At 68.9% G+C, this 15,513-nt stretch carries 11 protein-coding genes; 6 read left to right on the top strand and 5 right to left on the bottom strand.

The features are described 5' to 3' along the window. Positions 1–247 precede the first annotated feature (247 nt). The 4 genes from G495_RS20730 to G495_RS0116520 all read left to right on the top strand — a co-directional run bounded on the left by G495_RS20730 (position 248) and on the right by G495_RS0116520 (position 6,342). Positions 248–2,650, top strand: a complete 2,403-nt coding sequence (locus tag G495_RS20730) for a diguanylate cyclase (RefSeq protein ID WP_051445503.1) — start codon at positions 248–250, stop codon at positions 2,648–2,650. A gap of 693 nt (positions 2,651–3,343) precedes the next feature. Continuing rightward, entirely contained in the window at positions 3,344–4,342 is a 999-nt protein-coding gene (locus G495_RS0116530; protein WP_035252806.1) for a TRAP transporter substrate-binding protein, read from the top strand. 12 nt (positions 4,343–4,354) lie between these two features. After that, on the top strand, positions 4,355–4,945 hold the full coding sequence (locus G495_RS19960; protein ID WP_035252803.1) for a TRAP transporter small permease: 591 nt from the start codon (positions 4,355–4,357) through the stop codon (positions 4,943–4,945). Then, positions 4,942–6,342, top strand: coding sequence for a TRAP transporter large permease (locus G495_RS0116520; protein WP_028588662.1), 1,401 nt, complete (start codon positions 4,942–4,944; stop codon positions 6,340–6,342). Before G495_RS19960 ends, G495_RS0116520 begins: the two co-directional genes overlap by 4 nt. An 83-nt stretch (positions 6,343–6,425) precedes the next feature. Here the strand turns inward: G495_RS0116520 and G495_RS0116515 are convergent, their stop codons facing one another. Continuing rightward, a complete protein-coding gene (locus G495_RS0116515) occupies positions 6,426–6,716 on the bottom strand; it encodes a peptidylprolyl isomerase (protein WP_028588661.1) in 291 nt (96 codons plus the stop codon). A gap of 192 nt (positions 6,717–6,908) precedes the next feature. On the opposite strand from G495_RS0116515, the gene G495_RS0116510 reads away from it, so the two are divergent. Together G495_RS0116510 and G495_RS20725 are read left to right on the top strand one after the other, a co-directional pair. Then, positions 6,909–7,778 carry a Tim44 domain-containing protein gene (locus G495_RS0116510; RefSeq protein WP_035252800.1) on the top strand — a complete coding sequence of 290 codons (870 nt, stop codon included), beginning with the start codon at positions 6,909–6,911 and terminating at the stop codon, positions 7,776–7,778. Between the two features lie 146 nt (positions 7,779–7,924). Then, positions 7,925–8,983 (top strand): radical SAM protein, encoded by a 1,059-nt coding sequence (locus tag G495_RS20725; protein WP_028588659.1) that lies wholly within the window; start codon positions 7,925–7,927, stop codon positions 8,981–8,983. Positions 8,984–9,115: 132 nt separating this feature from the next. Here the strand turns inward: G495_RS20725 and G495_RS20720 are convergent, their stop codons facing one another. The 4 genes from G495_RS20720 to G495_RS0116480 all read right to left on the bottom strand — a co-directional run bounded on the left by G495_RS20720 (position 9,116) and on the right by G495_RS0116480 (position 15,491). Further along, complete coding sequence (locus tag G495_RS20720; RefSeq protein WP_051445502.1) at positions 9,116–11,329, bottom strand: sensor histidine kinase; 2,214 nt, start codon at positions 11,327–11,329, stop codon at positions 9,116–9,118. Then, positions 11,326–12,462, bottom strand: coding sequence for an ABC transporter substrate-binding protein (locus G495_RS19945; protein WP_035252797.1), 1,137 nt, complete (start codon positions 12,460–12,462; stop codon positions 11,326–11,328). The genes G495_RS20720 and G495_RS19945 overlap by 4 nt, the downstream gene beginning before the upstream one ends. 142 nt (positions 12,463–12,604) lie before the next feature. Further along, complete coding sequence (acs, locus tag G495_RS0116485) at positions 12,605–14,539, bottom strand: acetate--CoA ligase (protein ID WP_028588658.1); 1,935 nt, start codon at positions 14,537–14,539, stop codon at positions 12,605–12,607. 85 nt (positions 14,540–14,624) lie between these two features. Continuing rightward, the gene (locus G495_RS0116480) at positions 14,625–15,491 is read right to left on the bottom strand and encodes a LytR/AlgR family response regulator transcription factor (RefSeq protein ID WP_028588657.1); all 867 of its coding nucleotides are present in this window, start codon (positions 15,489–15,491) and stop codon (positions 14,625–14,627) included. Positions 15,492–15,513: the final 22 nt, after the last annotated feature.

Raw genomic sequence — 15,513 nt, 5'->3', positions numbered from 1 at the left:
GGCGCCTTGGCAGCCATAGCGCAAATCGGCGCGCCTGCATACCGCCCGCGCGGGGCGGCGGCCGCAACCCGGGGGCTGGATGTGGGAAAAATCCTTCCGGGCCAAGGCGTTCCGGGGATGCGCTCCATCGCGCAAGAAGGGGTTGTCAAATTTTGCACAATCGTAATATAGCCCGGGAGTAAGGAAAAGAGGGGCAGGCCGTAGCGGGCGGTCGGCCCGGGGGAACGTTTCGCACGGGGAGGGGGGCATGGAAGAATCCAAGGCCGCGAACGGGCTCAAGGCCGCGCCCAAGGCCGAGAGGCGGCGGGGCGCAGGCTCTGCGGTGCAGCGGGCGCTGCGCATGGTGGACCCGGGGCGCTGGTCGCTCAAGGGGCGGTTCCTGTACGTCACCGGGGCGCTGCTGATCCTGGGCAACTTCATCCTCATCGGCTACCTGCATGTCATCCTGGAGGACAACATCGCGCGCACGGCGGCGGACCGGCTGCACCTGCTGCGCGAGGTGACCACGGGCGAGGTGCGCCGGATGCAGGACACCCTGCACGCCCAGGCCCTGGCCCTGGCCGAGGTCCAGCCGGTGCAGCGGGCCCTGGAGGAATACGACCAGGCCGCCCTGCGCGCCTTCCTGGTGCCCTACGAGAACAAGATCCGCCACGGGCTGCGCGCGGCCTCGGTGGAATTCCGCCTGTCGCCCGCCGATGCCCGGGGCGAGGGCGTGGACCCCGTCGCGGAGCGCGTGGGCCGGGAGCGGGCCCTGGTGGCCGGGGTGCGTGTGGAGCACGGGCAGCCCGTGGTCTACACCGCCGTGCCGGTGCTGGCTGGGTCGCGCGTGGCGGGCGTGGTGGTGGCCCTGGCTTCCCTGCGCGAGGCCCTGGCCGGGACGATCCTGCCCCCGGAGTACGGCTTGGCCCTGGTGGTGCCCGAGGGCGGCGACGCCCCCGCGCCGGACCAGGGGCTGGCCGTGACGGCCACCCTGGGCGGGGCCGGGCGCGACCTGCCCGCGCCCCAGGCCCTGCGCGCCCACGGCGTGGCGCGCAAGGGCCAGGTCTACGCCACCCTGGTGGAGCTGGCCGACTCGGAAGGCCAGCCCACGGCGGGGGTCGTGGTCAGCTACAACGCCTCGCTGCTCGGCCAGTCCAAGTGGAACCGCATCAACCTCTTCGCCTGGTTCTTCATCGGCGGCGCGCTGGTGCTGTGGTTCGTGCTCTATGCCAACGTCACGCGCATCGAGCGGTTTTTCAACCGCCTGAAGAAGATTATCATCTCCTCGCACTCCAACTACTTCGGGGAGCGCTTCGAGGCGGACCATCTGCACTGCCTCGACGTGATGCACTGCCACAACGAGGAGTGCCCCGTGTACCAGAACCCGTCCCTGGTCTGCTACCTGGAGACGGGCTCCGAGGCCATTTCGCCGCGCTGGCGCGACACCTGCATCTTCCTCAACAAGTACGACAGCTGCAAGGCCTGCCCGGTGTACGCCATGCGCCGGGGCGACGAGCTGACGGAGATGCGCAACGTGGTCAACACCAAGATGCGCCTGTGGAGCAACTTCCTGGGCCGCGTGGGGCACCTGATGGCCTACGTGCTGCGCAGCCAGGAGCACACCGGGCGCATGCCCTCCCTGGACGAGATCTCCGACCGCCTGGAGGAGATGGCCAAGCTGACCTTCTTCAGCCGCGACCTGCAGGGCGTGCTGGACAAGGAGGAGGTCCACGCCCAGCTCGGGCACGTGTTCGCCGACCATTTCAACCTGCGCCGGCTCATGCTCTACGAGGTGCGCGCCGACGACGGCACGGTGGAGGTGGTGCTCGACACCATGCCCGACCAGCCCCTGTGCCGCGAGGCCGTGCTGCGCAACGTCGAGGCCTGCCGCGCCTGTCGCACCGCCGAGGACGTGGTCTCCTTCTACAACCCCGTGCTGTGCCCGCACTTCAACTGCGACCAGGACAAGGACGTGCGCTGCTGCCTGCCCATGGTCATGGGCGGCAAGGTGGGCGGCGTGGCCACCTTCCTGGCGCCCCGGCGTGAGTGGGAGGGGCTGCGTAAGCAACTGCCCATCCTGCGCAAGTATCTGGACGAGGCCGCCCCGGTGCTCTCGTCGCTGCGCCTGCTGATGCTCTCCAAGGAGCAGGCCCTGCACGACCCGCTCACGCGCTGCCACAACCGGCGCTTCCTGGACGAGTTCATCACCACCTTCGAGCCCTTGGCCGACCGCGAGAACCGCACCACCGGCCTGCTGATGTGTGACATCGACTACTTCAAGCAGGTCAACGACGAATACGGCCACGAGGCGGGCGACGCGGTGCTCAAGCAACTGGTGACCATCATCCAGGCCACCATCCGCAAGACCGACCTGCTGGTGCGCTACGGGGGCGAGGAGTTCCTGGCGCTGCTGCAGAACGTGGAGCCCGGCACCTCCGAGCGCGTGGCCGAGAAGATCCGCGCCACCGTGGAGCAGACGGCCCTGCGCCTGCCCGGGGGCACGACCATCCGCAAGACCGTCAGCGTGGGCGTGGCCGAGTTTCCCCAGGACGCGCCGGGCATGTACAAGGCCATCAAGTTCGCCGACGTGGCCCTGTACGAGGCCAAGCGCAGCGGGCGCAACAAGGTCATGCGCTTCGCGCCGGGGATGTGGACGGAGCAGGAGTACTAGCGCCGCGTTCACGACGCGAAGGGGGCAGATGTCTGCCCCGCAGGGCCGCGCGCCGGGCGGCCGGAGGCACGATCTGGCGGCGCCAGCGGGAGCACCCGTGGTGCCGCCGTTTTTTGCGGACACCGCCGTGTGATATATTTTTCACAATCGGCGATTTCCTCCTGCGGCGGGGCGGGTGGATTTCGGGGGCTGTCCGGGTCCGTTCCGGCTCCCGGCCCTGGGGCTGCGCCGGAAGGCTTCCGGTGCTTCCAAGGTAATACCCTTTTATTCCAGTATGATAATCTTTTCGTCTTGGGCTTTCCTTTGGCCAGGGGCAGGCCTGGCGGCACAAAAACTCTTCGGTTTCCGCCAGTGGGCAGAAGGGGCCAGGGTCTCCCGGGGCGGAGCGCGGCAGCCCTCCGGGCGGCCCAGAGCGTTGTTTTTCGTCTTGGAAGGTGCGAAGGCGAAAAAACACTTTAAGGACCTTGAATAGCTAAATTTTATTACGAAAATAATCGGTCTGGACCAGCCTTGGGGAGGTCAAAGGCCCGGCCAGGATTTTTTGGCTTATCTTGATGAAATATAATTGATTTTTAGTTCAACGTGGCCAGGGCTGGCTATTGCGTGAAATCAGTAACGAACGTTGCAGTCCATTGCGGACTCCCCTAAGACGAAAAAGCTGGTTGAATACCCCTACCTTGGAGGACTGTACTCATGGAACTGCTGCGCAAAGTGCTGGTTGCCTGCTTCGTCATGGCGTTCGTGATCGCCCTGGCGGGCGCGGCCCAGGCCGGGCCCATCGTCATCAAGTATTCCCACGTCGTTGCCGAAAACACGCCCAAGGGCCAGATGGCCATCAAGCTCAAGGAGCTTGTGGATGAGCGCCTGGCCGGGAAGGTCGTGGTGGAAGTGTTCCCCAACTCCCAGCTCTTCGACGACGACAAGGTGCTCTCGGCCATGCTGCTGGGCGACGTGCAGCTGGCGGCCCCGGCCCTGTCCAAGTTCGAGAAGTTCACCAAGCGGCTGCAGATCTACGACCTGCCCTTCCTGTTCCGCGACATGGAAGCCATCGACCGCTTCCAGCAGGGCCCCCAGGGCCAGGAGCTGCTGAACTCCATGGCCGACAAGGGCCTCGTCGGCCTGGGCTACCTGCACAACGGCCTCAAGCAGATCAGCTCCAACATGCCCCTGCGCGTGCCTGCCGACGCCAAGGGCCGCAAGTTCCGCATCATGCAGTCCGACGTTCTGGCCGCGCAGTTCGAGGTCCTGGACGCCGTGCCCCTCAAGGCGCCCTTCTCCGAGGTCTTCACTCTGCTGCAGACCAAGGCCATCGACGGGCAGGAGAACTCCTGGTCGAACATCTATTCCAAGAAGTTCTACGAGGTGCAGCCCTATATCACCGAGACCGACCACGGCGTGCTGGACTACATGCTGGTGACCTCCGCCGAATTCTGGAACAGTCTGCCCGAAGACGTGCGCACCGTGCTCAAGGAGTGCATCGACGAAGCCATCGTGCACAACAACGTCGTCTCCGACGCCAAGTCCATCGAGGACAAGCAGAAGATCGCCGAGTCGGGCCGCACCGAGATCATCGAGCTGACCGACGCCGAGCGTGAGCAGTGGGTCGAGGCCATGAAGCCGGTGTGGAAGCAGTTCGAGGGCGACATCGGCACCGAAATGCTGGAGGCCGCCGTTGCCTCCAACAAGAAGTAGCCGGACCGGTCCATGGCCACCATACGCATGATTCTCAACCGCTTCGAGGAGGGGGTCATCTCCCTGCTGCTCGCGGCCATGACCCTGGAAGTCTTCGTCGAGGTCATCCTGCGCTACGGGTTCAACACGGGCCTGCTCTGGGGAACGGAGCTGACCCTGCACCTGGGCGCGTGGATGGTGCTCTTCGGGGCGTCCTACGGCATCAAGGTCGGCTCGCACATCGGGGTGGACGCGTTCTTGCGCGTCCAGCCCCCGGCGGCGCGCCGGGTGATCAGCACCCTGGCCGTGCTGGGTGCCATGTGCTACTGCGTCCTGGTGATGATCGGCGCCTGGGCCTATCTCGCCAAGATGTACGCCATCGGCATCGAGTTGCAGGATATCCCCGTCCCGCGCTGGATGGCCCACAGCATCCTGTTCATCGGCTACGTGATGCTGTTCGCGCGGCTGCTCGAGCTGCTGGTGCGTGTGGTCACGGGCAAGGCCGACGGCTTCAAGCTGCCCGACGAGGCCAAAGAGGGCATCAAGATGTACGTCAAGCGCGGCGCCGGGGGTGCAACTGCTCCCGGTGCCACGCCTGACGGCGGGGAGGTGCCCAGGCCATGACCACCGTCGCCCTGTTCCTCATCCTCTTCCTGTGCCTGCTCTCGGGCATGCCCATCGCCATGGGCCTGGGCCTGGCGAGCATCTCGACCATCCTGTTCTTCTCCAACGATTCGCTGGCGTCCGTCTCCCTGAAGCTCATGGCCAACCTGGGCGAACACTACACCCTGTTGGCCATTCCGTTCTTCATCCTCTCCTCGTCCTTCCTGTCCACGGGCGGGGTGGCCAACCGGCTGATCCGTTTTGCGGTGGACTGCGTGGGCTCCATCCGGGGCGGCCTGGCCATGGCCTCGGTGCTGGCCTGCATGCTCTTCGCCGCCGTGTCGGGCTCCTCGCCCGCCACCGTGGCGGCCATCGGCAGCATCGTCATCGCGGGCATGGTCCGCTCCGGGTATCCGGAGTCCATGGCTGCGGGCGTCATCTGCAACGCGGGCACCCTGGGCATCCTCATCCCGCCGTCCATCGTCATGCTCGTCTACGCGGCGGCCACCGAAGAGTCCGCCGCGCGGCTGTTCATGGCCGGTGTCGTGCCCGGGCTGATGATGGGCCTTATGCTCATGGCCGTGATCTACGTGGTGGCGCGGGTGAAGAATCTGCCCGCCCAGCCCTGGCCGGGCGTGCGGGCGCTGCTGCTCTCGTTCATCTCGGCCTCGGGCGGGCTGTTCCTGATCTTCATCGTGCTCGGGTCCATCTACCTCGGCGTGGCCAGCCCCACCGAGGCGGCGGCCCTGTCGGCGGTGTACGCCTATGTGGTGGCGGTGTTCATCTACCGCGACATGGGCCCGCTCAAGGGCGTGCCCTGGCGCACGTCCGGCGAGAGCCTGGGGGCGGCGGCCCTGCGCAACGTGGGCGGCATGCTCCTGGCCTTCCCCAGGAGCCTCTACCACCCCGAGGTGCGCAAGGTCGTGCTGGACGCCTCCAAGGTGTCCATCATGCTGCTGTTCATCATCGGCAACGCCATGCTCTTCGCCCACGTGCTGACCACCGAGCGCATCCCGCACCACATCGCCGAGCTCATCGTGCACTGGAACCTGCCCTCCTGGGGGTTCCTCATTGTCGTCAACATCCTGCTGCTCATCGCGGGCAACTTCATGGAGCCGTCGGCCATCCTGCTGATCATGGCGCCCATCCTGTTCCCCATCTCGCAGCAGCTGGGCATCGACGGCACCCACCTGGGCATCATCATGGTCGTGAACATGGAGATCGGCATGATCACGCCACCGGTGGGCCTGAACCTGTTCGTGACCTCGGGTATCACCGGCAAACCGCTGACCTGGGTGCTGCGCGCGGCGCTGCCCTGGCTCATGGTCCTGCTGGTCTTCCTGGTGCTGGTCACCTACATCCCGGAGATATCCCTGACCCTGCCCGACTACATCGACAAGATGCGCGGCTACAAGTAGCCCGGGCGGCCCCACCCGAAACCAAGGCCCCCGCCGGAGCGTTCCGGCGGGGGCCTTTCGTTGCGCGCAGGGGGCGGGCGCGGCTATTCGGCCTTGCCCTCGCGGCTGGTGATCAGGATCAGGTGGTAGCCGAACTGGGTGCGCACCGGGCCGTGGACCGTGCCCACCGCCTCGGTGAAACAGACCTTGTCGAATGCCTCGACCATCATCCCGGGGCGGAAGGTGCCCAGGTCACCGCCCTGGCGGCCCGAAGGGCACTTGGAATGCTCGCGGGCCATGGCCTCGAACTCGGCCCCGGCCTCGATCTTCTGCTTCAGCTCCAGGCAGGCTTCTTCCGTGGGCACCAGGATGTGCTTGGCGGTACAGGTCAGCATGGGGGGATCTCCTTGCGTTTGCGCGGTGATTTGGACGCCCGGCCCGGACGGGGCCACGGCGGGAGGGGCAGGGTCGCACAAGGGGCCGTCCTTGGCAAGGCCGGGCCCGCCCGCCCGGTCCGACTTTTCTTGACAGACGCTGCGGCGCACGGTACGGCTATGCTCCCAATCCCTTGAAGTCACGGAGAAGCGATGAGAATCATTGTGCAATTTTTTGCAGTTGCCCTCCTGGCCCTGGCCGTATGCGCCGTGGACGCAAGCCCCGCCGACGCAGCCCGCTTTGGCGGCGGCAAGTCCTTTGGCGGCAACAAATCCTTCAACCAGAACTATTCCAAGCCCGCGCCGACCCAGCGCCAGACCGGGCAGCAGCAGATGGGCGCCCCGGCCCGCCCGGGCATGGGCGCCATGGGCGGCATGCTCGGCGGCCTGCTGGCCGGCACCCTGCTGGGCTCGCTGTTCTTCGGCCAGCCCTTTGCCGGGGGCGGGATGCTCGACATCCTGCTCATCGGCGGAGTGTTGTTCCTGCTCTTCCGCCTGCTGCGCGGGCGCAGGCCCATGGCCCAGCCCGCCGGGGCGGGCATGGGCTACGGCGGGCCGCCCTCCGGCCCCATGACCCGCGACGCTGGGCCCGGCGCGGCCTGGGGCGGGCTGGCCAGCGCCGCCGATGCCCGGCCCGAGGTCAGCACTCCCCCGGGCTTCGACGAGGCTGAGTTCCTGCAGGGCGCCAAGGCCGCCTATGGCCGCCTGCAAACCTCGTGGGACGCCCGCGACCTGGACGACATCCGCCAGTTCACCACCGACGCTGTGTTCTCGGAAATCGGCGCCCAGGCCCAGGCCGACCCCGGCCCCTCGCGCACCGAGGTGCTGATGGTCGATGCCCGGCTGCTCGAAGCCCGCGCCGAGGGCCCGGCCACCCTGGCCACCGTGTACTTCGACGCCCTGCTGCGCGAAAACCAGGGCGGCACCACCGCCCAGGTCCGCGAGGTCTGGCATTTCCGCCGCCAGGACGACGTGTCCGGCGGCATGTGGCTGCTCGACGGCATCCAGCAGCTCGAGCAGTAGCCGGGGCGGCGCTCCGGTATTTCCGGCAGGCGGCGCGGGGCAGCCCCTGCGCCGCCTGCTGTGCTTGGCCCAGGCTCCGGAGCGGGCCATTGACAGGGCGTGGCGCAGTCGCTACCCGGGAAGCATCCGCCAAAAGAGGGGGGCGCATGGCCTGGCATTGGGTGAAGCGGCTGCTGGACCGGCTTGGCGCGCCGGAACTGGCCTGGGTGCAGGTGGAGATCACCACCCGCTGCAACGCGCGCTGCGGCTATTGCCCGCGCACGGCCCTGGGGCCGCGCTGGTCCAGCCGGGACATGCCGCTCGAACTCTTCCGCGAGTTGCTGCGCTGCCTTGGCCAGACCAGGCAGGCGCACCTGCAAGGCTGGGGCGAACCCCTGCTGCACCCGCAGTTTTTCGAAATGGTCCGGCTGTGCAAGGCCAGGGGCCTGGCCGTGAGCACCACCACCAACGGCATCGCCCTGGATGACGCCAGCCTGCTGCGCCTCGTCGAGCTGGAGGTGGACGTGCTGGGGGTCAGCCTCGCGGGCACCAGCCCGCAGGCCAACGACGCCCTGCGGGCCGGGACGAGCATGGAACGGCTCGCGCAGCGGCTGGGTCGCCTGGCCGAGCTGAAGGCGCGCCTGGGTAAGCCTCGCCCCGAGGTGCACTTGGCCTACCTGAACGTGGCGGACGGCCCGCAGGATCTGGCCTTGCTCCCGGAGCTGGCCCGCGACATGGGCGCCACCAAGATCATGGTCAGCGAACTGTCCCCGGTGGCGACGCCGGAAATGCCCGGCTTGGCCCAGGATCCACGCCGCCTGGGGCTGGACGGGGGTGAGGCGGCGTATCAGGCGCTGGCCGAGCGCGGCGCGGCCCTGGGGCTGGAGGTCTTCTGGGCCTCGCGCCTGCGCCGCGTGACGGGGCTGCCCTGCACGGAGAACCCCGAGACGGCCTGCGTGGTGGGGGTGCAGGGCCAGGTCACGCCCTGTGTCTCCTGCTGCCCCGTCCTGGCGGGCGAAGGAGAGGGGACCGGGCCCGCAGCGTTGCCCGCCGTCCGGCCCATGGTCTTTGGCGACCTGCGCCGCGACTCCCTGACCGACATCTGGCACAGCGAACCCTACGCCCGTTTCCGGGCCTTGTTCGACCCCCAGGCGCAGGAGCCCTTGTGGCCGCCGCAGTGCGCGAACTGCCCGCAACGCGGCGAGGTGCGGCCCCTGGAGAGCTGACGCAACGGCACGGCCTCTGCCCCTTGCATCTTCTTTTGCCCCTGTTCCGTTCCCTCCGGGCCCAGGCCCTTACGCCGAGGCGCCAGAAGGCGCGCGTCCCCTGGCCTGCGGGCCTTGCCGGGCCGGGCGGCCTCAGCCGGCCCGCTGCGCGGGCGGCGCCGTGCCCACAGGCAGGCGGATGATGAATTCGGCGCCGTGGCCGGGCTCGGAGTCCAGGGTGAAGGAGCCTTTGTGGTTGTTGGTGATGATGAAGTAGGACACGGACAGCCCCAGGCCCGTGCCTTCGCCCGGGGCCTTGGTGGTGAAGAAGGGCTCGAAGATGCGCTTGCGGTTTTCCGGGCCGATGCCCGGGCCGTTGTCGCGGATGCGGATCTCGGCGTAGCCCGCCTCGGCGCGGGTGGTGACGGTCAGGGTGGGCCGTGCGGGGGGCGGCCGCATGCCGCTCATGGCCTGGGCGGCGTTCTTGAAGACGTTGAGCAGCACCTGCTCGATCTCCGTGGGCGTGCAGGGCACCTGGGGCAGGGCGGGGTCGAAGGTGCGCTGGATGTGGATCTTGCGGAAATCGTAGCGCTTTTTCAGGTCGTAGTCGCTGGCGGCCAGGGCCAGCACGCGTTCGATGAGGGCGTGCAGGTCGGTGGGGACGTGGCGCGAGGAGCTGCGGCGGCTGAAGTTGAGCATGTTGGCGACGATGGCCGCCGCGCGCTGGCCCGATTCGCTGATGCCGTCGAGCATGCGCAGGACGCCGCGCTCGCGCATGTAGGCCTGGATGGTGTCCATGCTCGTGCCCAGGGCGGCGGCGGCCTCGCGGTTGGCGGGCAGCTCGGGGCTGGTGCGGCGACGGATGTTCTGGGCGCTTTGCAGGATGCCGCCCAGGGGGTTGTTGATCTCGTGGGCCATGCCCGCGGCCAGCCCGCCCACGCTCATCATCTTCTCGGTCTGGATCATGATCTCTTCGAGCTGGACGCGGGTGGTCACATCCTCGATGCGGATGACGGCGCCGCCGTCGCCCTCGCCGGACAGGGGGGCGAAGGCTAGGTCGTAGAAGGCGCTGCGCGCGTCGCTGGGCCCCGGCTGGTGCTCCAGCTTGCCCGCGCGGCCCATGGTCAGCGCGGCACTCAGGTGCTTGCGCGCGCCCTGCAGGATGGGGAAGAGCCGGTAGGCGTCCTGGCCCCGGGCCTGCGCGGGGTCCAGGCCGCACAGCCGGGCGGCGCCCGCGTTCATGAGCGTGACACGGGCCTGGGCGTCCACGGCGAGCACGGCGCTGGCCAGGGAATCGACGATGCTGCCCAGGTGCGCACGGCTGTGGCGCAGGTCGCGCTCGCGCCCGGCGATCATGGCGGCCATGGAGGTGAACTCGCGCTCCATGACGCCCAGCTCGGCGAAGGTGTCGGGCCCGGCGATGGCCGAGTCGCGGTAGTCGCCGCGTGCGGCGTGTTGCAGGGTGCCCGCGAAGGCCGACAGCGGGGCCACCACGCGGCGGTGCAGCTCGTAGCGGAAGCTGGCGGCGATGATGGTGAAAAAGGCCAGCAGGAAGACGATCAGCCCGGCCACGGTGCGCGACACCGGCACGAGAATCTCGCCCAGGGGGGTGAACAGGGCCAGGCGCCAGCCCAGCTCGGGCAGCACCTCCACGGCCCCGGCGTGCAGGACGCCCTCCTGGCGGAACACGGCGGCCAGTCGCTCCTGGTCGCCCAGCCTGGAAAACAGCTCCCAGCCGCCGACATTGGTCTGCTGGCGGACCTGGGTGTCGTCGGGATGCACGATGAGGTTGCCGTGGGCGTCGGTGAGCAGCAGCCGGGTGGCCTCGCCGGGCGGGGCGAAGTCGTTGAGGTGCGCGCGCAGGGCCTCCAGGCTCAGCTCGGCGACGATGCTCCAGCCGCCCCGGGCGGGGTGGGCGAGGTAGATGGTTAGGCCTCCGGCGCCGGGGGCGTAGACGGGCCGGGAGATGCCCTGGCCCTCGCCCGCCGGGTTGAACAGGAAGGGGAAGTCCTGCCCGACCATGCCCGAGGGGTAGGCCGCGGTGATGTCGCCGTCCTGGTTGAGCCACAGCAGGCGCTCGAAATGCGGGAATGAGGCATAGAGGTTGGCCAGCTCGGCGGTGAGCGCCCGCTCGGAAGCGGCGGGGACGTCCAGCGAAGCGTGGCGCAGGGCGTGGCGGGTGTCGTCCATGTAGGCCGCCACATAGCGCGCCAGGGACTGGGTCAGCATGGCGTTGCGTTCGACGAGCCCGGTGTACTGGCGGTAGGCGATGGCCGAGCCCAGCACCAGGGTGAAGACCAGGCTCGGAGCCAGGACCAGCACCAGGAGCTTGCGGTGGATGATGGCGTTGAGGGACGGGGCGTTCATGGCTCGGCGACGGTGGCGATGGTTGTGAACTCGCGCCCGGCCACGGCCACGATGAACGCGGGGCGCTGCACGTCGCCGAACTCGTCGAGGCGCAGGGGAGCGACGATGCCGGGCAGCTCGGTCAGCCCCGCCAGGGCGGCGGGCAGCCGGGCGGGGTCGCCGCCCGCGCCGCGCAGGGCCGCGGCCAGCACCAGGCCGCATTCGTAGCCGAAGGCGGCGGCGAAATTGGGCTCCCAGCCGAAGCGTTCGCGGTAGCGCGCGACGAAGCGCTGGAACTCGGGCCGGGGGGTGTCCGCGCTGTGGCTGACGGCGAACAGGATGCCCTCGGCGGCCTTGCCCCCGGCCTGGAGCAGCTCGCTGGTGCAGGCCCACATGGAGCTGTAGATGCGCAGGGTCTGGCCCTGGTGGCGGAGCTGGCGGGCCAGGGCGGCCAGGTCGCGGGCCGAGGTGGTGGCGTGCACCGCCGGGGCGCCCAGGGCGCGCAGCTGGCGGGCGGCGTCCTCCCAGTCCCCGGCCTGGGAGGAGTGGACCCGCAGGTCGGCCAGCACCGTGCCGCCTCCGGCGGTGAAGCGCTCGGCGAAGGCTGCGGTGTAGGGTGCGGCGTAGGGTTCGTTGTCCAGGTCGGTGATGGTGACCACGGCGCGCAGGCCGTCCTGCTCCAGGCAGTATCGGGCCATGGCGCGGGCCCAGGTGGTCGAGGCGGGGATGACGCGGAAGAAGCCGTCCTTTTTGCCCGAGAGCAGGGGCGTGGAGGTGGTGGGCGAGAGCAGCGGCACCCCGGCCTCTTCGGCCACGGGCAGGGCGGCCAGGGTCTGCACGCTGGTCATGGGGCCGACGATGGCGGCCACGCCCTCCTTGGCCAGGTCCAGCACGGCGGCCTGGGCCGTTTCGGGGGTCGGGCCATCGTCGCGGGCCAGCAGCAGGAGCGGGCGGCCCAGCACGCCGCCTGCGGCGTTGATGTCCTCCAGGGCCATGGTCAGGCCGTTGCGGCCCTGCACGCCCAAGTCGGAGAAGCGGCCCTCCAGGGGTCCGGCGAAGCCCACGCGCAGGGGCTCGGGCTCGCCGCATGTCGCCAGGGCGACACACAGCAGGATCGCGGAAAGGATCCTGGCGGCGGTGCGGGCGTGGCGCATGGGCGGGCCTCCGGCTGCGGTGGAAGGCCCGGTGATCCAGGGCCATCAGCCCCAGGCTAGCACAAGCGGCGGCAATGGCAAACGGGCAATGTCGTCCGGGCCGGGTTTGTCCGGCTGGTGTCCGCCCGGGTCCGGCCCGGGCTCAGTCCGGGTCCTCCAAGGCGGAGGTGTCGCCTGCGTCCTGGCCCAGCTCTTCGGCGCGCAGGATGCGGCGCATGATCTTGCCGCTTCTGGTGTGCGGCAGCGATTCGCGGAACTCGATGGACTTGACCACGGCCACGGGCCCCAGCTCGCGCCGGACGTGGGCACGCAGGGCGGCCACAAGGTCCTCGGCGGTCTCGAATTCCTTCTGCCAGCCGTCGTGCAGCACCAAAAAGGCTTTGGCCACCTCGCCCTTGATCTTGTCGGGGATGCCGATGACGGCGGCCTCGGCCACGCAGCGGTGGGCCACCAGGGCGCTTTCCACCTCGGCGGTGCCGATGCGGTGCCCGGCGATGTTCATCACGTCGTCGGCGCGGCCCTGGATCCAGTAGTAGCCGTCCTCGTCGCGCCGGGCCACGTCGCCCGCGTAGTACACGCCGGGGATCTTCTCCCAGTAGGATTTCTTGTAGCGCTCGGGGTCCTTGTAGATGGTGGTCATCATGGCCGGCCAGGGCCGCTTGAGCACCAGGAACCCGCCCTTGCCCGGGGGCACGGGGTTGCCGTGGGCGTCCACCACGTCGGCCTCGATGCCCGGCAGGGGCTTGTTCACCGAGCCGGGCTTGAGCAGCGAGATGGGCAGCGGGCTGATCATGAACATGCCCGTCTCGGTCTGCCACCAGGTGTCCATGATTGGGCACTCCGAGCGGCCGATGTACTTGTAGAGCCAGACCCAGGCCTCGGGGTTCATGGGCTCGCCCACGCTGCCCAGCAGGCGCAGGGTGCTGAGGTCCTTCTTGCGCGGGTACTGCACGCCAAAGCGCATGAGCATGCGCACCAGGGTCGGCGAGGTGTACAGGATGGTCACGCCGAAGCGGGCCACCACGTCCCACAGCCGGTCGGCCTGGGGGTAGAGGGGGTGGCCCTCGTACATCACCGTGGTCGTACCCGCCACCAGCGGGCCGTAGATGACGTAGCTGTGCCCGGTGATCCAGCCCGCGTCGGCGGTGCACCAGAAGATGTCCGTGGGCTTGATGTCGAAGACCCAGTCCAGGGTGCGGGCGATGCCGACCATGTAGCCGCCGTGGGCGTGCACGATGCCCTTGGGCTTGCCCGTGGCCCCCGAGGAGTAGAGCAGGAACAGCGGGTCCGTGGCCTCCATGACCTCGGTGGCGCACACGGGGCGCTCCTGGCGCACCAGGTCGTCGTACCACAGGTCGCGCGGCTCGTGCATCTCGGTGTCCACGTTCACGCGGTGGACCACCACGCACGTTTCCACGCACTCGGCCCCGGCCCCGGCCAGGGCCTCGTCCACCAGGGCCTTCAGGTTGATGATCCGTCCGTTGCGGTAGAAGCCGTCGGCGGTGATGACCACCTTGGCCTGGGCGTCGGCCACGCGCTCGCGCAGCACCTTGGCCGAAAAGCCGCCGTAGACCATGCTGTGGATGGCCCCGAGCTTGGCCACGGCGAGCATGGCGATGGCCGTTTCGGGCAGGATGGGCATGTAGAGCACCACGCGGTCGCCCTTGGCCACGCCCAGGGTGCGCAGGGCGTTGGCGAAGCGGTTCACCTCGCGGTAGAGCTCGTAGTAGGTGTATTTGCGCTGGTCGCCGGGCTCGCCCTCCCAGATGAGCGCCAGCTTGTTCTTGTTGGCGGTCTCGATGTGGCGGTCCAGGGCGTTGTAGACGATGTTGCAGCGCGCGCCGGGGAACCAGCGGTAGAACGGCGGGTTGGAGTCGTCGAGCACGCGGTCCCACTTCTTGAACCAGTCCAGCTCGTGGGCGGCGTCCTCCCAGTAGGCCAGGGGGTCCTGCTCGGCGCGGCGCTGGGCCTGTTCGAGCTGGTGGGGGTTGATGTTGGCCTCGATCACCAGTTGGGGCAGGGGGCGGAAAACCCGCTCCTCCTGCAAAAGGGCGTCCAGGGCTCCTGTCTGGTCCATGCTCGGGCTCCTTGCTTGTGGCCGCCGCGCGGGGCGGCGGGCCGTCGGTGCGCCCCGGGGGGCGCGGCGGACGCGGGCGCGTCCGCTACAATCCGAGAATGCGTTTGAGTTCGGTGATGCGCCGCCTGCTGATGGGCAGTTCGATGCGCGTCTTGCCCTGGGTGCGCAGCATGAAGTTGCTGCCGGGCAGCGAGGCGATCTCGGTGACCATCTCCAGGTTCACCAGGTACTTGCGGTGCACGCGGAAGAACCTGTACTGGCGCAGGCGGTCTTCCAGGACTTTGAGCCGGTAGGAGGTCAGGAACTTTTGCCCGGCGGTGTGCACATAGGAATAGTCCTCGTAGGCCTCGACGAAGATGATCTGGGTGTAGGGGATGAGCACCGTGCGCCCGTCCAGGGTGATGGGCAGCTTTTCGATCTCCACCGGGCGCGGGGTGGTGCCGTATGCCCAGGCCTGGGAGAGGGCCTTCATGAAGCGGTCCTCCTCCTCCTCGCCCAGGGGCAGCTGCACGGTCTGCTCGTCCTCGTCGGGGTCGTCCCCGTCGCCCCAGGGGGCGGGCGCCGGGATTTCCTTGAAATGCGCGCGGAACTGCGAGAGCCGGGCCACGGTGCGCGCAAAGCGCTCGCCCGAGGGCGGCCACAGCAGGTAGTCCGTGGCGCCCAGCTCGAAGGCAGCGAAGGCCTTGGACTCGTCCGCGGCCAGGAACACCAGGGCGGGCTTGTGCCTGCGCCCGGAGAGCATCTGGGCCAGCTCGAAGCCCGAGGCGTCGCCGGGCAGGTCCAGCCCGAGGAAGAAGATGCCGTAGGGCACGTGCTCCAAAAGCTCCAGGGCCTCGAAGGCCGTGACGGCCTCGCCCAGCACGCGCACGAAATCCACGCCCGCCAGGTGCTCGCGCAGGGCGGCGCGCACGGCGGGGTCGGGGTGCAGGAGCAGGGTGTTCAGGTAGCGCATGGGCCTGGCCGTGGTTGCTGTG

This window comes from Desulfocurvus vexinensis DSM 17965, assembly GCF_000519125.1.
GTDB classification, from domain to species: Bacteria; Desulfobacterota; Desulfovibrionia; order Desulfovibrionales; family Desulfovibrionaceae; genus Desulfocurvus; species Desulfocurvus vexinensis.
This window is presented reverse-complemented; position numbering and strand designations above follow the sequence as displayed.